Here is a 24939-nt window from a genome sequence, read left to right as displayed (position 1 = left end):
CGGGGCACTTGGGACCTTTTTGCATATGTATTCAATTGGCTCGGTGCAAGTGTTCCGATGGGGTGTTCGACGGGCCCGGCCGGCGCGCGACGCAAAAATTGCATAAGTATGCATTTTTCCGTTGAATGGGATCGGAACCTGCGTCAGTTTCAAATTGAATATGTATGCAAGATGCGGCGAGACCCGCGAAATGGACAGGATCCCGATGGCTTCCCAGGACGACAGCGCAACCCTTCCGAAAACGGCAAAGGCCACCCCGAAGAGGGAGACCGCCCGCGAGGACGGGCCGCACAACGGCCAGGTGATGAACGTCGAGCGCGCCGATTTCACCGACCTGGTGCCCGAAGGCCGCCAGCCGGTGCAAGGGATGGAGGGCTTCGATCCCTGCTACAGCGACATCGTCGATTACATCATCCGCTGCACCCACAAGATCTGGGACGAACGCGACGTCGGCCTGATCTACACGCATTACACGCATAACATCGTGCTCTACCTGCCGACGATGACGATCTACAACCGCGAGGACGTGGTCCGCGACACGATCCAGCGGCTGGTCAGCCTGCCGGAGCGGCGTGGCAACGCGACCCACGTGATCTGGAACGGCAATGACCAGGACGGGTTCTATACATCGCACCTGGTGACCGGGTCGGGCCGCTACACGCAGAACGGCCATTACGGGCCGGCGAACGGCCGTCCCTTCGTCAGCCGCACGGTGGCGGACTGCATGATCCATCGCAACAAGATCTACCGGGAATGGGTCGTGTCGGACCAGATGGCGATCATCCGCCAGCTGGGCCTCGACGTGGACGCCTATGCCGAGAAAATCGCGCAGGGCCGCCTGGCGCAGGGGTTCAAGACGCTGGATATCGGCGAGACCGGCCTGATGCTGGGCCAGTATCCGCCCGCCGAAGAGGCCGACCTTTCGATCGCGAACACCGACCTGGAGCGGCACACGCTGACCTGGCTGCACGAGAGCTTCAACAGGAAGATGTTCGGCTGCTACCGCGACATCTATGCCCCCACCGTCATGTGGCACGGGCCCCTGATGAAGGAGCTTTACGGCGTCGCCTCGGTCGCCCACCAGGCGCTGGCGCTGATCGGGGCCTTCCCGGACGCGCAGTTCGCGCCGCAGCATATCTGCTCCACCCCCTGCAACGAAGGCGGCACCAAGGTCGCCGTGCGCTGGGTGATGGAGGGCCACCACCTGGGCTTCGGCGGGCTGGAAAGCCTGGGCGACCCGACAGGCAAGCGCGTGCAGGTGATGGGGATGAGCCATTACCATTACAAGGACGGCAAGATCGTCGACGAATGGACCGTCTACGACGAGCTCGCCCTGCTGGCGCAGATCAAGATCGCGCAGCTCGCCGACACGCCATCGGCGGCCGAAGCGCTGGACAGCTGAAACGGGGACAGAGACACCCCGTTCCAACACGGCCAACCGGGCGGGCAGAAGCCCGGTGGCCCCCCAACATGGAGTGAAGACGATGAAGACACTGACCACGACGGCCCTGGCCGCGATCATGGCCGCCGGAATCGCCGGCACCGCGCAGGCGGGCTGTGGCATCGAGGGCGGCTCGGTCCGGATCCTCGCCAACGATTTCGACGCGCTGGGACTGGTCATCGACGAGGCCGCCAGCTGCGCCGGCGACGGCGTGACCGTCGAATCCAACATGACGACAGAGCACAAGTCGCTGCAGGTGCCGGCGCTGACCGTCGATCCGGCGCAATACACCGTCGCCGTGGTGGCCAACAATTCCATCGTGCCGCTGATGAACAACGACCTGATCCGGCCGCTCGACGACCTGGTCGAGAAACACGGCCAGACGCTTCAGGCCTCGCAGCTGATCAAGATCGACGGCCGGACCATGGCGATCGCCTTCATGGGCAACGGCCAGCACCTGTTCATCCGCGGTGACATTCTGGATGAGGCGGGGCTGGAGCAGCCGACCACCATGGAAGGCATCCTTGAAGCGGCGCAGGTGATCCGCGAGAAGGGCATCATGGAATACCCGCTGGCCGCCGCCGACCAGGCGGGCTGGTACCTGGCCAATGAATTCGTGAACACCTACCTCGGCATGGGCGGGTCGTTCTTCGAGCCGGGGACCGCGCAACCCGCGATCTCGGGCGAGGCGGGCGTGAAGACGCTGGAGATGATGAAGGCCATGACCGAGTACATGGAGCCCGAGTACATGACCTTCACCGCCGACGAGATGAAGGCGATGTACCTGTCCGGAGACGTGGCGATCATGAACCAGTGGGGATCGATGGTGAATGGCCATATCGACCCCGAGGGCCCGGCGCCCGAGATCGGCGCGGCCACGGTGCTGGCCCCCGCGCCGACCGTGGGCGGCGGTTCGGTCCCGGCCTCGGCCCTGTGGTGGGACGGGTTCACCATCGCCAAGAACATCTCGGACGAAGATGCCGAAGCCTCGTTCATCGCCATGGTGCACGGCATTCGCCCCGAAGTGGCGCAGGAGAACCCCTCGGCCGCGACATGGCTGATGAAGGACTTCGCCGCGCCCGAGACCGCCATGGGCGTGCTGGGCACCGCGCAGGCCGGGGCCAAGCCTTATCCGATGTCGCCCTACATGGGCCTGATGCACACCGCGCTGGGCGCGGAGCTGTCGGATTTCATGCAGGGCACCGAGAGCGCGGAACAGGCGCTGGCCGATGTCGAGGCCGCCTATACCACCGCCGCGCAAGAAGCGGGCTTCCTGCAATAATCGCCGCGCGCGCCTCCGGCCACGACAGGGCCGGGGGCGCCATCCCGACAGGAGACGGACATGCGCCATCGCGACTTTACCGCCTTCATCCTCCCCTCAGCCCTGGCCATGCTTCTGTTCATCGCGTTGCCGATCGTTTCGGTCGCCGTGCAGTCGCTGTTCGTCGAGCATGAGCAGGTGCTGGTGACGGTGGAGAACTGCGGCCCCTTCGGCTGCCAGGAAGAGACCAAGGTCGATCCCGACGCCACCGCCGCGCTGAAGGAGGCCGAGCCGCTCGGCCGGTTCAACGGGCTGGGCACCTATCTCAACCGCGCGCACCTGGCCGTGACCGAGGTGGGCGAGATCCTGTCGGACAATGACGGCATCGGCGACGTGATCTCGCGGATCTACAACCTGCCGTTCTACAAGGCGCTGTCCTTCACGCTGGTCTACACCTTCCTTGTCACGCCGCTGTCGATGATCGCGGGCTTCGCCGTGGCGCTGGGGGTCAACAGCATTCCCCGGATGTTCAAGGGGCCGGTGATCTTCCTGTCGCTGCTGCCCTATATCGTCACGCCGCTGCTGGGCTCGCTGATCCTGTTCTGGATGATCAATTCCGACGGGGTGATCGGGGCCACGCTGCAATGGATCTTCAACGATCCCGAGCTGTCGCTGAAGGCCTCGCCCGGGCTGACCTGGATCACGCTGATCGTCTACGGCACCTGGCACATGACGCCCTTTGCCTTCGTCGTCTTCTATGCCGGGCTGCAGACCCTGCCGCAGGACACGCTGGAATCGGCGATGATCGACGGCGCCAACCGGTGGGAACGGATCCGCTATGTCGTGATCCCGCATCTCGTGCCGCTGGCGACCTTCGTGGGGCTGGTCCTGCTGATGGACAACTTCCGCGTCTTCGAGCCGATCATCGGTTTCTCGGCCGAGGCGAATGCCACCTCGCTGTCGTGGTCGATCTACAATGACCTGAACGGGTCGGTGAACCAGCTCTTCGGCTCGGCCGCCGCGACCTCGATCCTCACCATGCTGGGCGTGATCGTCCTGCTGATGCCGGTGCTGATCCGCACCTGGCGCGAGTTCAACCGGAAGGCCCGCTGATGAACACCCAACTCGGACACTCCCGCACGCTGGCGATCACCTCGGGCCTCATCCTGCTGGTCTGGCTGATCGTCGCGGCGTTTCCCTTCTTCTGGACGGTCTGGGGATCGTTCAAGGTGCAGGCCGACTTCTTCTCGCGCGAAAGCTTCTGGAACGCGATATTCGGCCCGGCGACCCAGCGCCAGACGGGCGGCGCCTTCACCCTGGACGGCTACGAGGGCGCCTGGATCGAGCGCGAGTTCTACCACTCGGTCTGGAACACGGTGATCGTCACGGTCTGCGTGACCTCGATTTCGCTGCTCTTCGGCACGCTGGGGGGCTATGCGCTCAGCCGCTCGACGCGCAAGTACACGTTCTGGATCCTGATCGCCGCGCTGGTGTTCCGCGCCATGCCGCATATCACGCTGGTCTCGGGCTACCTGCTGCCGTTCTTCGAGCTGAACATCTGGGGCTACCTGCCCACCGCGATCATCGTGCTGGTGGCGATCAACCAGCCGTTCACGATCTGGATGCTGCACAGCTTCTTCATGTCGATCCCCAAGGATCTGGACGAAAGCGCCATGGTCGACGGCTGCACGAGGTTCCAGGCGTTCCGCTGGGCGATCATGCCGGTGATGTGGCCGGGTGTCATCACCACGGGGCTGTTCAGCTTCCTGCTGGCCTACAACGACTTCGCCGTGACCGCGATGCTGCTGAACCAGGACAACCAGACCATGGTGCCCAAGATCAATTCCTTCCTCGGCACGGTCCAGACCGAGGGCACGATCATGTATGCCGTGGCGGCCACCGTCTCGGCCACCGTGCCGCTCTTCATCCTTGTGATGTTCTTCCAACGCCAGATCGTCAGCGGCCTGACCGCCGGCGCCGTCAAGGGGTAAGCCAATGGCCGACATTCACCTCAAAAACATCTCCAAGAAATGGGGCCCGGTGGTCGGTGTCGACAATTTCGACCTGCATATCGCCGACCAGGAATTCCTCGTGCTGCTGGGCCCCTCGGGCTGCGGCAAGTCCACGACGATGCGCATGATCGCGGGGCTGGAGGACATCACAGAGGGCGAGATCATCATCGGCGGCCGCGTGGTGAACAAGCTGGAGCCGAAGGACCGCGACATCTCGATGGTGTTCCAGTCTTACGGGCTTTACCCGAACCTCAGCGTCTACGAGAACATCCGCTTCCCGCTGAAGGTGCGCAAGGTGCCGAAGGGCGAACACCATGAGCGCGTGATGAAGGCCGCCGAACAGGTGGACCTGCTGGAGCTGCTGGATCGCCGCCCGGCCGAGCTGTCGGGCGGACAGCGCCAGCGGGTGGCTCTGGGCCGGGCGATCGTGCGCGAACCCACCGTCTTCCTGATGGACGAGCCGCTGTCGAACCTGGATGCCAAGCTGCGGGTCAGCACCCGGGCCGAGATCAAGAACCTCCAGCACCGGCTGAAGACCACCACGATCTACGTGACCCACGACCAGATCGAGGCGATGACGCTCGCCGACCGCGTGGTGGTGATGAACAAGGGTGTCGTCCAGCAGGTCGCCACGCCGACCGAGATCTACGACAACCCCGCCAACACCTTTGTCGCCAGCTTCATCGGCTCACCGGCGATGAACCTTGTCGAGGGCCGTATCGAGAACGGCACATTCACGGCCGAGAACATCACCCTTTCCGGTTTGCCGGCCGGGCATTCGGGCCGCGTGATCCTGGGGTTCCGCGCCGAAGACGTGACGCTGGTGCCCGAGGGCGGCGACATCCACGCCCCGATCTTCGCGCTGGAACTGCTGGGCGAGGCGTCGATGGCCGCGGTGCGGGTCGGCAAGGAGCTGGTGAACCTCAAGGCGGCCAAGGATTTCCGTGCCGAGATCGGTGCCACGGTTCATGCCGATATCCCGGCCGAGACCTGCCACCTGTTCGATATCGAGACCGGGCAGAACCTGACGCGCCGCTAGGCGCCGGGCAGGGGTGACAGGCCGACCGGGCAGGGGTAGAGGGTTTAAGGGTTTCAGCAAGGAGCAAGTGGTGAGCGGCAAACCGGTGACGTCCGTCGATGTGGCCCGCAAGGCCGGTGTCAGCCAATCCGCGGTCTCGCGCTACTTCACTCCCGGGGCCTCGGTGTCGAAGAAGATGGCCGAGAAGATCAGGGTCGCTGCGGAGGAGCTGGGCTACCGCCCCAACGTTCTGGCCCGCGCGATGATCACCGGCAGGAGCCGCATCATCGGGCTTGTCGTCTACTACCTCGAGAACCAGTTCTATCCCGAGGCGGTCGAGAAACTGTCGATCGCGCTGCAGGAGAACGGCTATCACGTGCTGCTGTTCATGGCGTCGAACACCGTGGGCGATGTCGAACCCGTGGTGCAAAGCATCCTCGACTACCGGGTCGACGGGATCATCCTCGTTTCGGCCTCCATGTCCTCGACCCTGGCGGACCGCTGCAAGGCGCAGAACATCCCGGTGATGCTGTTCAACCGAGACCAGCCCTCGCAGGATCTGCGCGCGGTGACCTCGGACAATGTCGAAGGCGGGCGCATGGCCGCCGGGATGCTGCTGAAGGGCGGGCCGAAGCGGATCGCGCATCTGGCCGGGTTCGAAGGGTCCTCCACCCAGCAGCAGCGCGAGGAGGGCTTTGTCGCCGCCCTGGCCGAGGCCGGCCACCAGCTGCATTCCCGCGCCGTGGGCAACTACCATTATGCCGACGCCGCCGATGCCGCGCGCGAGCTGTTCGATGTGCCCGAGCCGCCCGACGCGCTTTTTACCGGCGATGACCACATGGCGCTGGCCGCGCTGGACGTCATCCGCATCGAACTGGGCCTGCGCGTGCCGGAGGACGTGGCCGTCGTCGGTTTCGACGATATCCCGCAGGCGGCCTGGCCGTCTTTCAACCTGTCGACCGTACGGCAGCGGATGAACGTCATGGTCTCGACCGTCGTGGACGAGCTGATCGCCGCGGTCGAGGGCGAGGACCGGCCCGAGCGCAAGCTGAGGATCGCGCCGGTGCCGGTGTATCGCGGGACCACACGGGACTGACATGAGGTGAGCGGAGGGCCTTCGGACCCCTTTTTTCCTTGGGCGTGGCGCAATTCTGCAATCGTATGCAAAATTGGCTTGCGAGACTCGGCCGGCTTCGTTATCTGAAATTTGCAATCGTATGCAGAAATCGCGAAGGACGTCATGGCCATCACCTATCCGAAACGCGGCCGGCTCGCGGCTTTGCATGCCTGAAGGCTTTGCCGGCCATGCCGCGCAATGCAACCTGCGGGCCCGTCGCCATGGCCAGGTCATTCTGCCCTGTGCCGAGGCCGCGCCCGCATTTCCGTCCGAAACCACCTCAGACCCCGAGAAAGCCTGATCCATGGACCTCTCTGCCAACATCGTCCGCTACGGCGAACTGCGCCCCTGCAAGACCGCCTTCATCGATGCCCACACGCCGGGCTCGGACCAGAAGGAGAACTTTACCATCATCGGCGGCGGCGTCTCGGAATCCCCGGATCAGCATGTGCACATCTCGGTGCCGCACGGCTTCAACATCGGTGCGGCCGGCCAGCCGCCGCATTGCCGCAACTCGCTGCATGACCACCACACGGCCGAGGCGTTCTTTGTCCTCTCCGGGCGCTGGCGCTTCTTCTGGGGCCGCTGGGGCACGGCGGGCGAGGTGGTGCTTGAACCGGGCGACATCTTCAACATCCCCACCGGCATCTTCCGCGGGTTCGAGAATATCGGCACCGATTACGGGATGATCATGGCGATCCTGGGCGGTGACGATGCCGGCGGCGGTGTCATGTGGGCGCCGCAGGTGATCGAGGAGGCCGCCGACCACGGGCTGGTGCTGGGCGAGAACGGCAAGCTCTACGACACCAAGAAGCAGCAACGCCTGCCCGAAGGTGTCGCGCCCATGCCGCTGATGACCGAAGAGGAGCTGGCCAAGCGCCCCGAGCCGACCACGGCCGAGGTCCTGCCGAACCACGTCGCGCGCTACTGGGACATGGTGGCCCTGGCCGATCGCGCGCCCTGCAAGGTGATCGGCGCGACCGGCCTGCTGAAGGACCGCCCCGGCTTCGAGGTCGATTTCATCACCCGCGCTTCCGCCTCCGCCACACAGTCCGCTTCCGGGCAGCCCTCGGTGCTGATGCCGGTCAAGGGGCACTGGCGGGTCGACTGGACGGAGGGCCATGCGATCCTTGCGCCGGGCGACACGATGAGTGTGCCCGCGGGCCTGGCCCACAGCGCAACTCCGTCGATGACCGGCGAGGCCGCTCTGTACCGGATCACCGCCACCGAGGACGCGGCCGGCCCGACCTGGAAGGGTTGACTGTCCATGGCTCCCGCCCGCGGACGTGGCGCCGGGAGCCATGATACCGGCGGGAAGGTAGCCTCGCGTCACTCGCCCCCACTTCCCCGGACCGGTCGCGTGCCGTTGAAACTCTTGCCGGGCTGCCGGAGCGCGTGACCAGGTCCACCAGTCCCGGCGCACGGGGCCCGTCGCGTGGGACGCAGGACCGGCTTGCGCCCAGGTGCACCGCGACACTGCCGCCAGGCAGGGGAGACAGGTCCGACGGGCGACGGCCGGTCTTCAGGACGCAGGAGCAGCCCATCCCCCATGGTCACACGCCGGGGGGACACCGTGTCAGGCGTGGACCACCGGCGTTCCGCGATAGCCAAGCGCGACCGAAAGCCGCTCGACCGTCTGCAGCACCAGGTCGCGGGTCTCGTCGAGCCGCGCACCCTGCAGGTAGTCCTCGGGCGCCGTCACGCTGATCGCGGCGACGACTTCGCCACTGGCGTCCCGGACCGGCGCCGCGACCGATCGCTTGTCGTCGTCCAGGTCGGCCTCGGACAGGTGCCAGCCATCGGTTCGGATCTTCTCCAGCAGGGCGCGCAGCGTGTCGGGGTCGCAGATCGTCTTCCGGGTATAGCGTGTCAGCTCTCCGGTCAGCACCGCCTCCTGGATCTCGCAGGGGGCATTGGCCAGCATCACCTTAGGCCCGCCGCCCGCGTGCAGGGGGCCGGTGCGGCCGAACTCGGCATAGATCTGGTCGCGGTCGGGCGAGGCGCGCAGCAGGACGCAGGCCGTGCGCATCCCGTGGCGGACGATCAGCAGCACGTTCTGCCGGATCCTCTCGTAGATATCGTTGATATGAGGCTCGGCCGCCGCGATCAGCGGTGATTGCCGGCGTGCCTGGTCGCCCAGCAGCATGGTCTGAAAGCCCAGCCGGTAGCTGCGGTCGGCATCCTTGGTCACGTAGCCCTGAGCCTCGAGCGTGTAGAGAATGCGGAACGTCTGGCTCTTGGTGCAGCCGGTGCGCTCGGCCAGTTCGGTGACGCCGCTGCCCGGAAGCTCGGACAATGCCTGCAGCATGCGCAAAGCGCGATCAACCGATGAAATCGTGTAGTCCAAACCCGGGTCTCCTCACCTTTTCACTTTCGGTTCACGCGTCTTGCTTCTAACTTAAACGAAACACTGTTTCGCACAATGAAAAACGGAGGCCATCTTGCCCGATCCCGACGCCCTGCCAGCGGATGACCCGGCGCCGATTGCCCGGCAGCCGGCTTGGGGCCTCGCCCGCCGGCGTCGCAAGAGGCCGGGCCGCGCCCGCGGGATCGAGGTGATGGTCCATGAGCCGCGCCTTTACCCTGCGTTACGGCATTCGGCCAGCGTTTCGGTGCGGGACATGCCGGTCGCGGCCCGGACAGCACCCTCCAAACCCCGCCAGGCCGCCGAGACCCCATTACATTCGTCTCGCCGATATGACGCATTCATGGCCGTCCCGGTGACGGCCCAGACCCGAGGACATTGATGCCACTGGACAGACCCGCCGCAGCGCTCTGCGATCCCGTCATGCTTGAAATCATCCGGGGTGCCATCATGGCCACCCAGCGCGAGATGGAGGCGCTGATAGAACGCACCGCGATCTCGGCCTTCATCCGCGAGAAAAAGGATTTCTACACCGCGCTCTTCGACGGGAACGGGACAATGGCCGTGGGCTCGATGGTGCCGATCTTCGGGGATCTGACCTCGCCGGTGTTCGAACATTTCCCGCGCGAGACGATGCAGCCCGGCGATCTTTACTGGTACAACGATTGCTACGGCTCCCGGGGCGCGGTCACCCATTCCAACGACCAGGTCCTGCTGGCGCCGGTCTTCTGCGACGGTGTCCTGTCGGCCTTCGTGATGTCCTGGGCGCATTTCGCGGATATCGGCGGGCTGATGCCCGGCTCGATCAGCCCCGATGCCACTTCGATCTACCAGGAGGGCATCATCGTCCCGCCCACCAAGCTGATCGATGCCGGCGTGACGAACGAGGCCGCGCTGGCGATCTTCCACCGCAATTCGCGCTACCCCGAGCAATCCATCGGCGACATGTCGGCCCTGATGGCCTCGGTCAACCTCGGGGTCGAGCGCATGGCCGAGGTCGTGTCGCGCCACGGCACCGCGATCTTCGCGGATGCGCTGGCACAGCTGCTGGACCGGACGCGCGGGCTGGTGCGCCGGCGGCTGGCCGAGACGTTCGATTACGGCACTTACCGCTTCGCCGATACGATCGACAGCGACGGGCATGGCAACGGGCCCTTCGCCCTGCGCTTCGCGATCACCCGCGAGAAAGGCGAGGACGGCGAGGACCGGTTCATCTTTGACGCCACCGAAAGCGACGACCAGGCGCCCGGCCCGGTGAACCTTATCATGAACGAGGCGGTGCCGGGCATGGCGCTGGGGCTTTACTACCTTGGCGGCGATCCGGCGCAGGTGTGCAACGCGGGCGGCCCGCTGTCCTTCGACGAGGTGCGGCTGCGCAAGGGGTCCATCGTGCAGCCCGAGTTTCCGGCGCCCCTGGGCATGCGGGGGCTGACGATGATGCGCATGCTTGCCGTCATCAACGGGCTGGTGAACGCGGCGGGCGGCGGCGCCCCGGCGGCGCATTCGGCCTATGTCATCACCATCATGCGGGGCAGCTATACCGACGGCAACGCGGGCAAAAAGAGCTTCCTTCTGGCCGACGGGATCGGCGTCGGCTACGGCGCGCGTGACTTCGCGGATGGCATCGACACGGTCTATTTCGTCGCGCAGGAGAATTACCCGGTCGAGTTCCTGGAGGCGGGCTATCCCTTCCGCCTGCGGCAATACGGCGTGGTCCCGGATTCCGGCGGCGCGGGACGCTACCGCGGGGGCACCGGCATCATCCGAGAATACGAGATCCTGGCCGACGAGGTCATCATGGCCGTGCGCATCGACGGGGTGCAGAACCCGCCCTGGGGCTATGCCCAGGGCATGTGCGGGGGCGTGGGCTCGGTCGTGCTGAACCCGGGCACCGATCGCGAGGCCGAGGTCAACCCGCTGTCGGACGGCACGGTCATGCGCCGGGGCGACATCCTGAGGATCCGGACCGGCGGCGGCGGTGGCTATGGCCATCCCCATGATCGCCCCGCCGAGGCGGTGCTGAAGGACGTGCTGGGCGGCTTCGTCACGGCCGAGGCGGCGCGCGAGCTTTATGGCGTGGTCGTGATCGACGGCGCCATCGACACCGCCGCCACCGAGGCGCGGCGCGCCGACCGTTACGAGGCCAAGGCCTTCCACCGTATCACCTATCGCGACGAGCTTCTCTGATGCCCAAGGACACCCCTTCCGCCCTCGCCATTGCCGTGGACATCGGCGGCACCTTCACCGATATCGCGCTGGTCGATCACGCCACCGGCGAGACCTGGCGCGGCAAGACCCCGTCGACGCCGGCGGACCCCTCCGAGGGCTTTGTGACCGGCATCCTGCAGACGCTGGAGGATGCCGGCCGCTCCGCCGCCGATCTGGGCCAGGTGCTGCACGGCACGACGGTCGCCACCAACATGATCCTCGAGGGCAAGGGCGCGCGCACTGCGCTGGTCACCACGAAGGGGTTCCGCCACGTGCTGTCGATCGGGCGGCAGGACATTCCGCGCAAGACCAACCTTTACACCTGGGTGAAACCCGAACCGCCGGTTCCGGCCGAGCGTATCCTCGAGATCGAAGAGCGCATGGGCGTGGGCGGTGTGGTGATCACGCCGCTGGACGAAGACACCGTGCGCGACGCGGCGCGGGCCATCGCCAAGATGGACGTGAAGGCGGTGGCGGTCAGCCTGCTGCATGCCTTTGCCAATCCCGATCACGAACGCCGCGTCGCCGAAATCCTGGCCGAGATGCTTCCGGGGCTTGCCATCACCACCTCGACCGATGTGCTGCCCGTGTCGCGCGAATACGAACGCACGCTGGCCACGGTGCTGAACGCGACGGTCATGCCCGGGGTCACCGCCTACGTCGCGCGCCTCGAAGAGCGGCTGGCGGCGGAGGGCACCGAGGTGCCGCTGATGCTGATGCAGTCGAACGGGGGCATCGCAGGGGCGCCCAAGATCCGTGTGGCACCGGCGCTCACCGCGCTGTCGGGGCCTGCGGCGGGGGTTGTCGGCGCGCGGGCCGTGGCCCGGGCCTGCGGGATCGACGATATCATCACCGTGGATATCGGCGGCACCTCGGCCGACATCTGCCTGATCCGCGAAGGCGAGATCGGCCTGACACAGGCGGGCAGCGTGGGCAACTGGCCGCTGGCCCTGCCCATGGTCGACATGATCACCATCGGCGCGGGCGGCGGATCGTTGGCCCGCATGCGCGAGGGCGCGCTGGTCGTGGGCCCCGAAAGCGCCGGCGCCCGCCCGGGCCCGGCCGCCTATGGCCATGGCGGAACAGAGCCGACGGTGACGGACGCCCACGTGGTGCTGGGGCAGCTGCCCTCGAACCTGCTGGGCGGCCGCATTGCTCTGGATGTCGAGGCGGCGCGCGCGGCGGTCGCCTCGGTCGCCGAGCCGCTGGGCCTGGACCTGGAAACCGCCGCCCGGGGGATCCTTGCCATTGCCGACAACCACATGGTCGGTGCGGTGCGGGTGGTTTCGGTCGAACGCGGCCACGATCCGCGCGACTTCGCCCTGGTGCCCTTCGGGGGCGCGGGGCCGCTGCATGGTTGCGCGCTGGCCGATCTGCTGGGCATCCGCCGGGTGCTGCTGGCGCCGGCGCCGGGGGTGCTTTGCGCCGATGGCTTGCTGGCGGCGGATCTGAAGGCCGAGTTCTCGCGCGCGCTGACCCGTCCCGGACCCATGGACCCGGGCGAGGCGCTGCCGCTGGTGGCCGAGCTGTCGGCCCAGGCCGAGGCGTGGTTCGAGACGGAAGGCGTGCCGGCAGAGCGCCGCCTGCTGACCCCCGTGGCGCTGATGCGCTTCGCGGGGCAGGGGGGCGAGCTGGCCGTGCCCTTCGCCGAGAGCCGCGCGGCGCTGGAGGAGAACTTCCGCACGGCGCATCAGACGCTTTACGGTTTCGCCCTTCAGTCCGCGATAGAGCTGGTCACCCTGCGGGTCGAGGCCACCGGCCTTGCCGACGCGCCCGAGCCCGCGCAGCTGGCCGAAGGGCCGGCCCCGGCGCCGTCCGAACATGTCTCGGTCATGATCGCGGGCGAGACCGTCGCCGTGCCGGTCTGCGACCGCGCGGGCTTTGGCGCGGGTGCGGCGATCGACGGCCCGGCGATCCTGACCCAGCTCGACACCACCACCTTCCTCGCCCCCGGCTGGCGCGCCACGGCGCATGCCTCGGGCGCCATGATCCTGACCCGGGAGATTTCCGAATGAACGCGCTCGCCCCTGTCTTCGACTACATCGACGCCCGGCACGACGATTACGTCGCCCGGCTGATGGATTACGTGAAGAACCCCTCGATCTCGGCCCAGAACATCGGGATCCGCGAGGTGTCCGAACTGCTGGTCAAGATGCTGGGCGAGATGGGGATGGAGGTGAAATCCATTCCCACCAAGGGCCATCCCTTTGTCCTTGGCCGCTACGAGGTCGACCCCGGCAAGCCCACGATCCTGCTTTACGGCCATTATGACGTGCAGCCGCCCGAACCGCTGGAAGAATGGCTGAGCCCGCCGTTCGAACCCACGATCCGCGACGGCCGGATCTGGGCGCGCGGCGTCGGTGACAACAAGGGCCAGCATTTTGCCCAACTCATGGCGATCGAGGCGCATCTGGCGGTGCATGGCACGCTGCCCTGCAACGTGATCTTCCTGCTGGAAGGCGAGGAGGAGATCGGCTCGCCCCAGATTGCCGAATTCGTGGATACCCACCGGGACGAGCTGAAGACCGACCTCGTGGTCACCGCCGACGGCCCGCTGCATGAAAGCGGCCGGGCGACGATGACCTACGGCGTGCGCGGCATGACGTCGTTCGAGCTGCGCGTGCGGACGGCGAAGCGCGATGCCCATTCGGGCAATTACGGCGGCGTCATGCCCAACGCGATCTGGACGCTGGTGCACCTGCTGGGCACCATGAAGACGCCGGAGGGCGAGATCACCATCGAGGGCCTGCACGATCCGATCATTCCGCCGTCCGATGCGGACCACGACGCGGTGTCGAAGCTGCCGCTGGACCTGGCCGGATACATGGAAAACATCGGCATCGACCGGCTGGATGCCCCGGCCGACCGCGCCTTCTGGGACCGGCTGATGTTCCACCCGACGCTGACGATCAACGGTCTGCACGGCGGCTATGGCGGCGAAGGCAGCAAGTCCGTCCTGCCCTGCGAGGCGGTGGCCAAGTGCGACATTCGCCTGGTCGAGGCGATGACGCCCGATCAGGTGATGGACTGTGTGCGCGCCCACGTGGCCAAACATGCGCCCGAGGTCGAGGTGATCGCGATGGGCGGCATGCTTCCGTCGAAGACGCCGATCGAGAACAGCTGGGGCCCGGTCATCCAGGACGCCATCGAAACCGCGCGGGGCGAGCCGCCGCTGGTCTATCCCTGCACCGGGGGCAGCCTGCCGGATTACGTCTTTACCAAGATCCTCGGCGTGCCGGCCTACGTGATGCCCTACGCCAATGCCGACGAGGCCAATCACGCGCCCAACGAGAACATGGAGATCAAGCTGTTCCTGGAGGGGATTCGCACCGGCGCCGCCCTGCTGGACCGGATCGGTCAGGCCTGAGGGCGCGGCGATACCCCGTTTCAGGTCCCCCGACCGCCGCGCGCGGCCGGGGGTCTTTCTTTTTCGGCGACCGCGACCGGCGCGGACGCAAGGCGCTGCACAAGAAGGGCGCATCGTACGGCAGGAGACGATTTCCTGGCCGGTCTGACAGCAAAAATCGTTTACCGAAATCCAACTCTCGCTCATCCTTACTAAAACAGTGTTTCACTCAATGAAAAAGTGAACCGTCGGGCCCTCCCTCACTCCGGCCCGAAACCAGCAAGGAGAGCGACATGAGGAATTCACTCAAAAGGCGCGGTGTCCTGCGCTGCACGGCCGCGATCGGCCTGGCCCTCGGGCTGGGCGGCGTGGCGGCCACGGCGCAGGCCGAGGGCGATCCCGTCCGCGCGATCGAGCTTCACAGCCGCACCCAGGCCGCCAACCCGCAGCAATACCAGGCCGCCGAACTGATCGCCCAGATCTGGGGCGACCTCGGCCTTGATGTCAGCGTCAACGCGCTGCCGAACACCCAGCTGTCGGATGTGGTCTGGTACAACCGCGATACCTGGGACGTGACCATGTGGCAGATGGTCGGACGGCCCGAACGGTCCGACCCGGATGAGTTCGTCTACAACCTGTTCCATTCCTCGACCGCGCCCACCGGCTACAACTTCGTCGGCTGGACCAACGACGAATATGACAAGATCGCCGAAGAGCAGCGCCTGGTCATCGACCCCGACAAGCGGCTTGAGCTGATCACCAAGGCGCAGGAGCTGGTGAACGAGAACCAGCCCTATGCCTTCCTGGTCTACCCGACCAAGGTCTTCGCCTTCGACAAGACGGTGTTCGATGAAACCACCGTGACCGAGCAGCCGGGCCTGGGCATCAAGAATTTCCACACCTTCACCGACATCACGCCGCTGGGCGAGCAGACCGACCTGATCATGAACAGCTCGAACGAGCTGAACGCGCTGAACCCGTTCTACATCTCGGGCGCCTCCGACAGTTGGATGACAGAACTGATCTGGGACCGGATGATGCGCATCGGATCCGATGGCCTGCCCAAGCCCTGGGCCGCCGAAACGGTGGAATGGAACGACGACGGCACCGTTCTCACCATGACCCTGCGCGACGGCATGACATGGCATGACGGCGAACCGGTGACGGTCGAGGATGTGGTGTTCTCGTTCACCGCGCCGCAGCAGGACATGGTCGCGCCGATGTACCAGCCCTTCGTGTCGGGCATCACCAGCATCGAGACGCCGGATGACAAGACCGTTGTCATGACGCTGGACAAGCCCAACGCGGCCTTCGAAACCTCGACCCTGTCGAAGCTGAACCTGGTGCCGAAACATGTCTGGGGGCCGATCATCGACGGTCTGGCCGAGGGCGAAAGCGCGGAATCGGTGCTTGAGGAAACCCGCATCGGATCGGGCCCGTTCAAGTTCGACCGCTGGGCCACGCAGCAGGAAGTCGTGCTGGATGCCAACCCCGATCACTGGGCGGCGCCCAAGATCGACCGCCTGATCCTGCGCGTCGTGCTCAATGTCGAGGCCGCGCTGGGCATGCTGCGCTCGGGCGAGATGAACTTCATGTCCGACTACACCGGCGATCCGCAGCTGCTGATCGAGGCCGCCGATGCCGACGGCGACCTGGCCGTGGTGGAATCGGTCGACATCGGCTTCCAGTACGTGGCCTTCAACGCGCGGCGCGCGCCGTTCGACGACCCGGCCTTCCGCAAGGCGCTGTCGACCGCGATCAACCGGGAACTGATCCGCAAGGCGGCGTGGAACGGCTTTGCCCAGACCGCCAACAGCCATGTCTCGCCGGCGCTGTCCTACTGGCACGCGACCAGCACCGACGACATGGAAACCGGCATGGACCTGGCCAAGCAGATGCTGAGCGACGCCGGCTACACCATCGTCGACGGCAAGCTGCACTACCCGGACGGGGTCACCGATCAGTACGCGGACTGATCCCTGACCTGATCTGACGACCAAAAGACTGGAGTGCCCGGCATGAAATACATCCTCACCCGCCTCGCGCACATGCTCATCGTGCTGTGGGCCGTGGGAACCATCCTGTTCTTCATGTTCAGGCTGATGCCGGGCACGCCGCTTGCGGCCTTCATCGACAACACCACCACCGCCGAACAGCAGCAGGCGCTGATCCGCCAGTTCGGCCTCGATAAATCGCTGGGCGAACAATACTGGCTGTTCATCACCAATGCGCTGCAGGGCGATTTGGGCCAGTCCTTCTTCTTCAAGCGCCCCGTCACCGACGTGGTCATGGAGGTGCTGCCCAACACGATCATCCTGACCATGGTGTCGCTGGTCGTGGCCTATGTCTTCGGCACGCTGGCCGGCGCCTACCTGGCCTGGCATCGCGGGCGCTGGATCGAAGGCATCGGCATCCCGCTGGCGCTGACCACGCGCGCGGCGCCGGAGTTCTGGCTGGGCATGGTCATGCTGGCCGTCTTCGCCTTCGGCCTCGGATGGTTCCCGGCGGGGGGCGCGAACACCTCGGGCGCGAATTTCGACAGCGAATGGGCGCGGATCTTCTCGCTCGACTACCTGCGTCACCTGGCTTTGCCGGCGATTACGCTGGCGGTCTATCTCCAGGGCCTGCCGCTGCTGCTGATGCGGTCCAACATGCTCGAGGTGCTGCAGGAGGAATTCATCACGATGGGCCGCATGAAGGGCCTGTCGAACTCCACCATCCTGCTCAACCACGCCGCGCGCAATGCGCTGCTGCCCGTGGCCACCGCCTTTGCCCTGGGCATCGGCAGCGCGGTGGGCGGCAACGTGGTGGTCGAGACCGTCTTCTCATGGCCCGGCATCGGCCGGCTGCTTGTGAACGCCGTGTCGGCCAGCGACTACCCGCTGGCGCAGGGCGCGTTCCTGATCATCACTTTCGTTCTCATCATCATGAACTTCATCGCCGACATCACCTATCACCTGCTCGATCCGAGGGTCCGTTTTGCCGCAAGCTCCTGATACCGCCCTCGCCATCGGCCGTCCGCGCACGAACGTCTTCAAGAGCGTCTCGCGCAGCCTCGGTGCCGTGTTCTCGGTGGCCCGGCGCGACCCTTACGCCGCCGTCGGGCTTGTCATCTACGCAGGCTTCGCGCTGATCGCGATCTTCGCGGACCAGCTGATCCACAACGACCCGCTCGAGATCCTGTTCACGCCGGATTACGACCTGGCGCGCAACCTGCCGCCCAGCCAGGACTTCTGGCTGGGCACCACCTACTCGGGGCGCGACATCTATTCCCAGCTGATCATGGGCACCCGGTCCGCCCTGATCGTGGGGCTGACCGCCGCGCTTTGCGTGGTGGCCATCGGCACCGTGATCGGGCTGATCTCGGGCTATTTCCGCGGCTGGGTCGACACGCTTCTGATGCGGATCGCCGACATCGCGCTGGGCGTGCCGTTCCTGCCCTTCGTCATCGTGCTGGCGGCCTTTCTGCAGCCCAGCCAATGGAACGTGGTCATCGGTATCGCACTTCTGCTCTGGCCTAATTCGGCCCGGGTCATCCGCGCCCAGGTCATGAGCCTGCGCGAACGCGCCTTCGTCGAGGCCGCGCGCGTCACCGGCGCCGGGCCGTGGCGGATCCTGTTCATCCACGTGGCGCCCAACGTGCTGGCGCTGTCGTTTCTCTATGCCTCCGTCGCGGTGGGCTGGGCGATCCTGACCGAGGCCTCGATCAGCTTCCTCGGCTTCGGCCCGTCCGACACCGTGTCCTGGGGCTACATGCTGCAGGATGCCTATGCCAGCCAGGCGCTGGGGCGGGGGCAGTATTACTGGTTCGTGCCGCCGGGCCTTTGCATCATCGCCATCGTCGTCGCCGGCTTCTTCATCAGCCGTGGCTACGAGGAAATCCTCTTCCCGAAGCTCAAGGCCTGATCCATGACCCTGCTTTCCATCGAAGACCTGTCGATCGAATACGTCACGCCGCGCGGCGTGGTGCGGGCGGTGGACGGGATCAGCTTCAAGGTGCCCCGGGGCAAGGTGATCGGCGTGGTGGGCGAATCCGGCTGCGGCAAGACCACCGCCGTGCGCGCGATCACCGGGGTCATGCCCTCGGTCGCGCGCTTCGGCGGGGGCGCCATCCGCTTCAAGGGCGAGGACATCAGCAACCTGTCGAAACGACGCCTGCGCGAGGTGCAGTGGCGCCAGATCTCCTATGTGCCGCAATCGGCAATGAACGCGCTGGACCCGGTTTGGAAGGTCGGCAAGCAGATCGAGGAGGTGCTGGTCAAGCGCGGCGGCTACACGTGGCGCGATGCGCGCAGGCGCGCGGCCGAGCTTTTCGACATGGTCGGGCTCGAATCCAAGCGGCTCAAGGATTATCCGCACCAGTTCTCGGGCGGCATGCGCCAGCGGGCGTCGATTGCGCTGGCGCTGGCGCTGGATCCCGACCTGGTGCTCGCCGACGAGCCGGTGACCGCGCTGGACGTGGTGATCCAGCGGCAGGTTCTGGACACGCTGAACCGCCTGCAGGAAGAGCTGCAGCTGTCGGTCCTGCTGGTGACCCACGACATCTCGGTCGTGGCCTATGTCTGCGATTACGTCGTCGTCATGTACGCCGGCCAGATCGTCGAGCAGGGGCCGGTGCAGGAGGTGCTGAACCGCCCCAGCCATCCCTACACCATCGGCCTCTACAACGCCTTCCCGGAGCTGTCGGGCGACGCGCATGACCTCTCGCCGATCGAGGGCTCGCCCCCCGATCTGCTGAACCCGCCCGAGGGGTGCCGGTTTCGCGCCCGCTGCCCCTTTGCGATCGCGGGCTGCGAGACCGTCCAGCCGGTCCTTGAGGTGGGCGACAACCACCGCGCGCTCTGCCACCGCGCGCCCGAGGCGGAGGCCCTGCGCGAAAAGGCCCGCCATACCGAAACCTGGACCGGAGTGGCCGCGCAATGAGTGCTCTCGACACCAACACACCCGATGCGCCGCTGATCGATGTGCAGGGCGTGTCGCGCCGCTTCGATCTGAACCGCTCGATGGGCGACATCCTGAAGGGCCGCTATCCCACCGTGGATGCGGTGTCCGACGTCAGCCTGTCCCTGCGCCGTGGCGAGGCGGTGGGCATCGTGGGCGAGAGCGGCTGCGGGAAGTCCACCCTCGGCCGGATCCTGGTCAAGCTGATCCCGCCCTCGGGCGGGCACGTGGTCTTTGACGGCGAGCCGATTGCCGGCATGGACCGCAAGCGCGAGCTGGCCTTCCGCCGCCGCGCGCAGCTGGTGTTCCAGAACCCGTTCGACGCGCTGAATGCGCATTTCACCATCCGCCGCAGCCTCTACGAGCCGCTGCACAACGCGAAGATCCCGGTCGAGGAACACGAAGAGCGCGTGGCCGAGGCGATCCGCATGGTCCACCTGCCCACCGCCGAGCATATCCTGGACAGCTATCCGCACCAGCTTTCGGGCGGCCAGCTGCAGCGCATCGTGCTGGCCCGGGCGCTGGTGCTGCGGCCGGAATTCATCGTCGCGGACGAGCCGGTCTCGATGCTGGACGTGTCGGTGCGCGCCGGGATCCTGAACGTCTTCCGCCAGATCCAGCGCGACATGGGGCTGGCGGCGGTTTTCATCAGCCATGACCTCGCGCTGGTGCGCTATGTCTGCGAACGCACCATCACCATGTACCTGGGCACGGTGGTCGAGGACGGCCCGACCTCGGACGTGATCGCCAACCCGCTGCACCCCTATACCCGCGCGCTGGTGGCCGCCGTGCCGGTGCCCAATGTCGACCAGTCGCATGATCCGCTGCCGATCAAGGGCGGCATCCCGGATGCGCGCAATCCCCCCTCGGGCTGCCGCTTCCGCGACCGTTGCCCCCTGGCCGAGGCGCGCTGCGCCAGCGAACGGCCCGTGCTGCGCGAGGTGCGCGCGGCGCACAAGGTCGCCTGTCACTTCGTGGATTGAGAGCGATGAGCAAGCCGACCCTCCGCGACACCCTCGGGCTGACCCGCCCGGACAACCAGCTGGCCGCCCGCCGCGCCGCCGTTGCGGCCGCGGCGCAGGGCGCCTGATCCATCCTGACCGAAAGGCTCGATACATGACCCAGAAGCAACTCAAACTCGGCGCCTTCTTCTCCTCCGGCCATCCCGCCGGTTGGCGCCTGCCCGAGGCCTTCCCCGAAACCGACATGTCCTTCCCGAACTACATGCACATGGCCCAGACCGCCGAACGCGGCAAGCTGGACTGCATCTTCTTCCAGGACACGGTCGGCGTGGTCGGCGGGGTCAAGGAAAACGCGACGCCGACCAAGTGCCGCATCGTCTGGCCCGAACCGGCGACGCTGATCGCGGCGCTGGCGGCGGTGACCAAGAACATCGGCCTCGTCTCCACCGCGACGACCACCTATTCCGAACCCTACACCATCGCCCGCCGCTTCGGTTCGGTCGATTGCATCTCGAACGGGCGCGCGGGCTGGAACGTGGTGACCTCGCAGGTGGAGCTGGAGGCGATGAACTTCGGCCAGGACAGCCACATGGAACACGGCGCCCGCTACGAGAAGGCCGAGGAATTCGTCGATATCTGCTTCGGCCTCTGGGACAGCTTCGAAGACGGTGCCTTTCTTCGCAACAAGGAGACCGGCATCTTCTACGACCCCTCGCTGGCGCATGAGCTGAACCACGAGGGCAAGTATTTCAAGGTCAAGGGCCCGCTGAACCTGCCGCGCACGCCGCAGGGGCGGCCGGTGATCGCGCAGGCGGGCTCTTCCGAGGTGGGGATCAGGTTCGCCGCCCGCTGCGCCGACATGATCTTTACCGCGCAAAGCACGATCCCCGAAGGGCAGGCCTTCTACAAGAAGGTCAAGGAGCAGGTGGCGTCATTCGGGCGCAACCCCGATCACGTCAAGATCATGCCGGGCCTGATGCCGATCCTCGGTGCCACCCGCGAAGAGGCGCAGGAGACCTATGACAAGCTGGTCTCGATGACCCTGGACGAGGTGTCGATCCGGTCGCTGAACCATTATTCGGGGGGCCTCGACCTGACCCAGCTGGACCCCGACATCCCGCTGCCCGATCTGCCGCCGGCCAACACCGCCAAGGCGCGTCAGGACCTGATCGTCGCCAAGGCCAGGGCCGAGAACCTGACGATCCGCCAGACCGCGCAATACGTGGCCGTCGCCCAGGGCCACCATACGGTCGTCGGCAGCGCGTCGGACGTGGCCGACCTGATGCAGGCCTGGCTGGAGGCCGGGGCCTGCGACGGGTTCATGCTGATGTCGCCCTTCTACCCCGTGCCGCTGGAGCGCATCGTCGACCACCTGGTGCCCGAGCTGCAGCGCCGGGGGATCTTCCGCACCGAATACGAAGGCACGACCCTGCGCGACAGCCTCGGCATCCCGGTGCCCGAGAACCGCTATACCGCGATGGCCAAGGCCAAGGCCTCCTGACCGAAGCGTCGCCCCCCGGTCGTTGACGGGCGGGGGAGGCGCCTTCTCGGGGCCGGACCTGTTGGCGCTGCGGCGTCAGGGACAGGTCAGGCGAAGCAGGCTCCGCAATGGTTGCAAAAGCAACCGCTTCATGGTGGTGTCCCGCGCGGACGCCACGAGCGGAGGAATCAGCGACATGACCCGGTATGAGCTGCCGCAGGGGTCGACCCAGGTCCGGAGTGGCAATCGGGACCCGTCCTCATGGCAGAGCAGATCGGCCACATGCGCGGCCCCGTCGACGCGGTTCATGATTTTAGCTGCAAGCAAGCCTTTCTGCGGCGTGAGGGCATCGACGGCCGGGACAGGACCCGGAACACCCAGCGCCATGCCCCCGGTGCGGACATGACGCTTTACGGCTACTGGCGCTCCACCACCTCTTACCGTGTGCGGATCGCCCTCGCGCTCAAGGGGATCGCCTGCAAGCAGCTCTCCGTGAACCTTGTCACCGGAGAGCAGGTGGCGGAGGGCTACGCGCGGCTCAATCCGGCGGCGGGCGTGCCGGCCCTTGTGCTGGACGACGGGCAGGTGCTGACCCAGTCGATGGCGATCCTGGAATGGCTGGACGAGACATATCCCAGCCCGCCGCTGCTGCCTTCCGATCCGCTGGACCGGGCCCGGGTGCGGGCGGCGGCACTTGGCATCGCCACGGATGTGCACCCCGTCAACAACCTGAGGGTGGTCGGGCGCCTGAGGTCCATGGGGCATGGCCAGGGCGAGGCTGTCGCCTGGATGAACGACTGGATGACGCGCGGGTTCACGGCCTTCTCACAGCTGATCCGGCCCGACACGCCCTTTTGTTTCGGTGACAGGCCGGGGCTGGCCGACCTCTGCCTGATCCCGCAGCTTTACAACGCGCACCGATGGGGCTGCGATCTGGCCCCGTTCGGGCGGCTGACCGGGATCGAAACCCGCTGCCTGGCGCTTGAGGCCTTCGCGACCGCGCGCCCCGAAGCCCAGCCCGACGCCATCCCGGAAAGCGCCCCGACATGAGCGAGCGATCCGGGCCCGATGGGCCGGAGCGGACGGCCACCCGTGCGGGCCATGGCTCCCCGTCCGTGCCCGCCATCGATCCCTGTCAGGACGTGATCGTCGGCGTGTTGCTCCGTGGTGCATGATCCTTCGGATCCGCCCACGACAGGTTCAGGCTCACTTCGCACTGGCCATTCTCGCGTTCGGCCTTGATCCGGACCGAGATCAGCTTGGCCGTCTGCAGAACCAGTTCCTTGTCCCCGTCGCTCAGGGTCATTTCTCCCTTCGACAGGCCCTTAGACAACGCGGTCAGCAGCGACTTGATGGTCTTGGCATCCTGAAGCGAGTCATGGATGAAGCGGGAGGTGTCATTGCTCATGGGACGTCACCTTTCGGTCATTCCGGAGGACAAGCAATGCGGTCGGGCGCGAAATGCTTGGCGCGAGGGTAATCGCGGCTCAGACCGATGACATCTCCCGACGGCAGGATCAAGGTTGCGCCGGCGCCGATCCCGTCCAGCCCTTCGCGGCTGCGCGAGGCCCGGTCGAGCGTCACGTCCGCCTCAAGGTGCAGCAGGCCGCGCTTGGCCAGAAGGCGCTGGCCGGTGTGGCTGTTCACATGGCCCTGCACGACCATGTGCACGCCGTTGCGGTGCAGAAGATCCACGCCGCGGTCGGTCAGGTCGAAATCCGAGGCGCGGTATTTCGTGCGCACCAGATTGGCGACCGGCCCGAAGTAGAAGGCCAGCGTGGCGCGGCGCGCCCCGGCCCGGTAGCGGGCGTTGACCGCCGCCGTGCCGCCCCGGTCCAGAAGGTCGCACATCGTGTCGCAGATCCCCGCATGCACGAAAAGCAGCGAGCCGCTTTGCGCGACCACGTCCATGTTGTCGTAGAACCAGGCATAGGGGCCGCCGGGGCGGAAGAAGACGTCCCGGCACTTGCGCCCGGCGGCCAGCAATTCGCGCGGCGACAGTCCGGTGTGCGCGACCTCGCGGTCGAACTGGTCGCGCTTGGCGTCCAGCTTGGCGATCTCGCGGGTGATGGCCTCGGGCTTCAGCTGGCCGCGCGCGGCTGTCGCGAATTGCGCGGGCCAGTCGGCGGGCGGCAGCAGCCGGGCCAGGCAGGCGGCGTCGTCCGGCAGGGCGTCCAGGTCGGCCGGTGTGACATAGCGCTCAAAGATCTCGCGCAGGGCCGGCAGGATCTTGCGGCCCATGCGCAGAAAGAGATGGTCGGTCAGCGCCGAGCGCGGGCCGCACAGCGCCTCGACCGCGATGCGCAGGCGCAGGTCGTGGTTGCCGGCCAGGATGCGCAGGTCGGCGCCCGAGCGGCGCAGCGCGTCCAGCGCATCCAGCATGGCCAGGTTGCTGGGCCCCTTGTCCAGGCAGTCGCCGCCGATGATGATCCTGGCGGTCTGCCCGAACGGGGTCAGCGTCAGCCCGGTGTCGCCCCGGCGCCGGATGACCCCGGCGCCGACCAGCGAGCGCAGGAACCCGTCGGCATCGGCATGGGTGTCCGACACGAAGACCAGCGGCCGCTCGGGCCATCGCCATCCGCCGTGGGCGCGGGCCCTTTCCAGGCAGGCGGCGATGCGCGGGCTGCGCGCCGGATCGGCGGCACAGGGCCAGGGTTCCAGGTCGCGCGGCAGGTCCGCCACCTCTTGCGCCAGGTCGTAGACCGGCGGCAAAAGCCGGGATCCGGCGGCGGCGAAACGGGCGGGTGGGGCGGCATGAACCATGGGTGGACCTTTCGGGGCTCTGTCA

20 protein-coding genes are annotated in these 24939 nt (G+C 66.6%); 17 read left to right on the top strand and 3 right to left on the bottom strand.

From position 1 onward, the window contains the following. Positions 1 to 205 precede the first annotated feature (205 nt). The 7 genes from ATO3_RS10860 to ATO3_RS10830 all read left to right on the top strand — a co-directional run bounded on the left by ATO3_RS10860 (position 206) and on the right by ATO3_RS10830 (position 8110). On the top strand, positions 206 to 1402 hold the full coding sequence (locus ATO3_RS10860; RefSeq protein WP_088649855.1) for a nuclear transport factor 2 family protein: 1197 nt from the start codon (positions 206 to 208) through the stop codon (positions 1400 to 1402). A gap of 82 nt (positions 1403 to 1484) precedes the next feature. Beyond that, entirely contained in the window at positions 1485 to 2723 is a 1239-nt protein-coding gene (locus tag ATO3_RS10855) for an ABC transporter substrate-binding protein (RefSeq protein ID WP_088649854.1), read from the top strand. A 60-nt stretch (positions 2724 to 2783) separates the two neighbouring features. Beyond that, positions 2784 to 3815: a carbohydrate ABC transporter permease gene (locus ATO3_RS10850; protein ID WP_088649853.1), complete on the top strand. Its 1032-nt coding sequence runs from the start codon at positions 2784 to 2786 to the stop codon at positions 3813 to 3815. After that, on the top strand, positions 3815 to 4693 hold the full coding sequence (locus tag ATO3_RS10845; protein ID WP_088649852.1) for a carbohydrate ABC transporter permease: 879 nt from the start codon (positions 3815 to 3817) through the stop codon (positions 4691 to 4693). Before ATO3_RS10850 ends, ATO3_RS10845 begins: the two co-directional genes overlap by 1 nt. Before the next feature lie 4 nt (positions 4694 to 4697). Next, positions 4698 to 5753: an ABC transporter ATP-binding protein gene (locus tag ATO3_RS10840; RefSeq protein ID WP_088649851.1), complete on the top strand. Its 1056-nt coding sequence runs from the start codon at positions 4698 to 4700 to the stop codon at positions 5751 to 5753. A gap of 70 nt (positions 5754 to 5823) precedes the next feature. Continuing rightward, entirely contained in the window at positions 5824 to 6828 is a 1005-nt protein-coding gene (locus tag ATO3_RS10835) for a LacI family DNA-binding transcriptional regulator (RefSeq protein WP_088649850.1), read from the top strand. A 325-nt stretch (positions 6829 to 7153) separates the two neighbouring features. After that, the gene (locus tag ATO3_RS10830; protein ID WP_088649849.1) at positions 7154 to 8110 is read left to right on the top strand and encodes a cupin domain-containing protein; all 957 of its coding nucleotides are present in this window, start codon (positions 7154 to 7156) and stop codon (positions 8108 to 8110) included. A gap of 315 nt (positions 8111 to 8425) precedes the next feature. Here ATO3_RS10830 and ATO3_RS10825 read toward each other — a convergent pair whose 3' ends face one another. Further along, the gene (locus ATO3_RS10825) at positions 8426 to 9196 is read right to left on the bottom strand and encodes an IclR family transcriptional regulator (RefSeq protein ID WP_143747259.1); all 771 of its coding nucleotides are present in this window, start codon (positions 9194 to 9196) and stop codon (positions 8426 to 8428) included. Positions 9197 to 9595: 399 nt separating this feature from the next. Here ATO3_RS10825 and ATO3_RS10820 point away from each other — a divergent pair, with 399 nt between their 5' ends. The 10 genes from ATO3_RS10820 to maiA all read left to right on the top strand — a co-directional run bounded on the left by ATO3_RS10820 (position 9596) and on the right by maiA (position 23201). Further along, complete coding sequence (locus ATO3_RS10820; RefSeq protein WP_088649847.1) at positions 9596 to 11401, top strand: hydantoinase B/oxoprolinase family protein; 1806 nt, start codon at positions 9596 to 9598, stop codon at positions 11399 to 11401. Next, positions 11401 to 13437: a hydantoinase/oxoprolinase family protein gene (locus ATO3_RS10815; protein WP_088649846.1), complete on the top strand. Its 2037-nt coding sequence runs from the start codon at positions 11401 to 11403 to the stop codon at positions 13435 to 13437. The genes ATO3_RS10820 and ATO3_RS10815 overlap by 1 nt, the downstream gene beginning before the upstream one ends. After that, positions 13434 to 14789, top strand: coding sequence for a M20/M25/M40 family metallo-hydrolase (locus tag ATO3_RS10810; protein WP_088649845.1), 1356 nt, complete (start codon positions 13434 to 13436; stop codon positions 14787 to 14789). Before ATO3_RS10815 ends, ATO3_RS10810 begins: the two co-directional genes overlap by 4 nt. Positions 14790 to 15061: 272 nt before the next feature. Further along, positions 15062 to 16744 carry an ABC transporter substrate-binding protein gene (locus tag ATO3_RS10805; protein WP_088649844.1) on the top strand — a complete coding sequence of 561 codons (1683 nt, stop codon included), beginning with the start codon at positions 15062 to 15064 and terminating at the stop codon, positions 16742 to 16744. Between the two features lie 42 nt (positions 16745 to 16786). After that, positions 16787 to 17764 (top strand): ABC transporter permease, encoded by a 978-nt coding sequence (locus tag ATO3_RS10800; protein WP_088649843.1) that lies wholly within the window; start codon positions 16787 to 16789, stop codon positions 17762 to 17764. Beyond that, the gene (locus tag ATO3_RS10795; protein WP_233152100.1) at positions 17748 to 18674 is read left to right on the top strand and encodes an ABC transporter permease; all 927 of its coding nucleotides are present in this window, start codon (positions 17748 to 17750) and stop codon (positions 18672 to 18674) included. The genes ATO3_RS10800 and ATO3_RS10795 overlap by 17 nt, the downstream gene beginning before the upstream one ends. A gap of 3 nt (positions 18675 to 18677) precedes the next feature. After that, positions 18678 to 19691 carry an ABC transporter ATP-binding protein gene (locus ATO3_RS10790; RefSeq protein WP_088649841.1) on the top strand — a complete coding sequence of 338 codons (1014 nt, stop codon included), beginning with the start codon at positions 18678 to 18680 and terminating at the stop codon, positions 19689 to 19691. Further along, positions 19688 to 20692 (top strand): ABC transporter ATP-binding protein, encoded by a 1005-nt coding sequence (locus ATO3_RS10785; RefSeq protein WP_233152099.1) that lies wholly within the window; start codon positions 19688 to 19690, stop codon positions 20690 to 20692. The genes ATO3_RS10790 and ATO3_RS10785 overlap by 4 nt, the downstream gene beginning before the upstream one ends. A 133-nt stretch (positions 20693 to 20825) precedes the next feature. Then, entirely contained in the window at positions 20826 to 22172 is a 1347-nt protein-coding gene (locus ATO3_RS10780; RefSeq protein WP_088649840.1) for an LLM class flavin-dependent oxidoreductase, read from the top strand. A 240-nt stretch (positions 22173 to 22412) separates the two neighbouring features. Then, on the top strand, positions 22413 to 23201 hold the full coding sequence (gene maiA / locus ATO3_RS10775; RefSeq protein WP_332888692.1) for a maleylacetoacetate isomerase: 789 nt from the start codon (positions 22413 to 22415) through the stop codon (positions 23199 to 23201). A gap of 85 nt (positions 23202 to 23286) precedes the next feature. Here maiA and ATO3_RS10770 read toward each other — a convergent pair whose 3' ends face one another. Further along, complete coding sequence (locus ATO3_RS10770) at positions 23287 to 23559, bottom strand: amphi-Trp domain-containing protein (protein ID WP_088649839.1); 273 nt, start codon at positions 23557 to 23559, stop codon at positions 23287 to 23289. Between the two features lie 17 nt (positions 23560 to 23576). Next, a complete protein-coding gene (locus ATO3_RS10765) occupies positions 23577 to 24914 on the bottom strand; it encodes a metallophosphoesterase family protein (RefSeq protein ID WP_088649838.1) in 1338 nt (445 codons plus the stop codon). Positions 24915 to 24939 lie beyond the last annotated feature (25 nt).

The organism is Marinibacterium profundimaris (genome assembly GCF_002210095.1).
GTDB classification, from domain to species: Bacteria; Pseudomonadota; Alphaproteobacteria; order Rhodobacterales; family Rhodobacteraceae; genus Marinibacterium; species Marinibacterium profundimaris.
This window is presented reverse-complemented; position numbering and strand designations above follow the sequence as displayed.

What these genes read in the sequence shown, in the direction of transcription:
- ATO3_RS10765 (WP_088649838.1), bottom strand. Translation starts at nt 24,914, where the DNA reads ATGGTTCATGCCGCCCCACCCGCCCGTTTCGCCGCCGCCGGATCCCGG.
- ATO3_RS10860 (WP_088649855.1), top strand. Translation starts at nt 206, where the DNA reads ATGGCTTCCCAGGACGACAGCGCAACCCTTCCGAAAACGGCAAAGGCC.
- ATO3_RS10845 (WP_088649852.1), top strand. Translation starts at nt 3,815, where the DNA reads ATGAACACCCAACTCGGACACTCCCGCACGCTGGCGATCACCTCGGGC.
- ATO3_RS10770 (WP_088649839.1), bottom strand. Translation starts at nt 23,559, where the DNA reads ATGAGCAATGACACCTCCCGCTTCATCCATGACTCGCTTCAGGATGCC.
- ATO3_RS10840 (WP_088649851.1), top strand. Translation starts at nt 4,698, where the DNA reads ATGGCCGACATTCACCTCAAAAACATCTCCAAGAAATGGGGCCCGGTG.
- ATO3_RS10815 (WP_088649846.1), top strand. Translation starts at nt 11,401, where the DNA reads ATGCCCAAGGACACCCCTTCCGCCCTCGCCATTGCCGTGGACATCGGC.
- ATO3_RS10780 (WP_088649840.1), top strand. Translation starts at nt 20,826, where the DNA reads ATGACCCAGAAGCAACTCAAACTCGGCGCCTTCTTCTCCTCCGGCCAT.
- ATO3_RS10855 (WP_088649854.1), top strand. Translation starts at nt 1,485, where the DNA reads ATGAAGACACTGACCACGACGGCCCTGGCCGCGATCATGGCCGCCGGA.
- ATO3_RS10850 (WP_088649853.1), top strand. Translation starts at nt 2,784, where the DNA reads ATGCGCCATCGCGACTTTACCGCCTTCATCCTCCCCTCAGCCCTGGCC.
- ATO3_RS10790 (WP_088649841.1), top strand. Translation starts at nt 18,678, where the DNA reads ATGACCCTGCTTTCCATCGAAGACCTGTCGATCGAATACGTCACGCCG.
- ATO3_RS10805 (WP_088649844.1), top strand. Translation starts at nt 15,062, where the DNA reads ATGAGGAATTCACTCAAAAGGCGCGGTGTCCTGCGCTGCACGGCCGCG.
- ATO3_RS10800 (WP_088649843.1), top strand. Translation starts at nt 16,787, where the DNA reads ATGAAATACATCCTCACCCGCCTCGCGCACATGCTCATCGTGCTGTGG.
- ATO3_RS10810 (WP_088649845.1), top strand. Translation starts at nt 13,434, where the DNA reads ATGAACGCGCTCGCCCCTGTCTTCGACTACATCGACGCCCGGCACGAC.
- maiA (WP_332888692.1), top strand. Translation starts at nt 22,413, where the DNA reads ATGGCAGAGCAGATCGGCCACATGCGCGGCCCCGTCGACGCGGTTCAT.
- ATO3_RS10785 (WP_233152099.1), top strand. Translation starts at nt 19,688, where the DNA reads ATGAGTGCTCTCGACACCAACACACCCGATGCGCCGCTGATCGATGTG.
- ATO3_RS10830 (WP_088649849.1), top strand. Translation starts at nt 7,154, where the DNA reads ATGGACCTCTCTGCCAACATCGTCCGCTACGGCGAACTGCGCCCCTGC.
- ATO3_RS10820 (WP_088649847.1), top strand. Translation starts at nt 9,596, where the DNA reads ATGCCACTGGACAGACCCGCCGCAGCGCTCTGCGATCCCGTCATGCTT.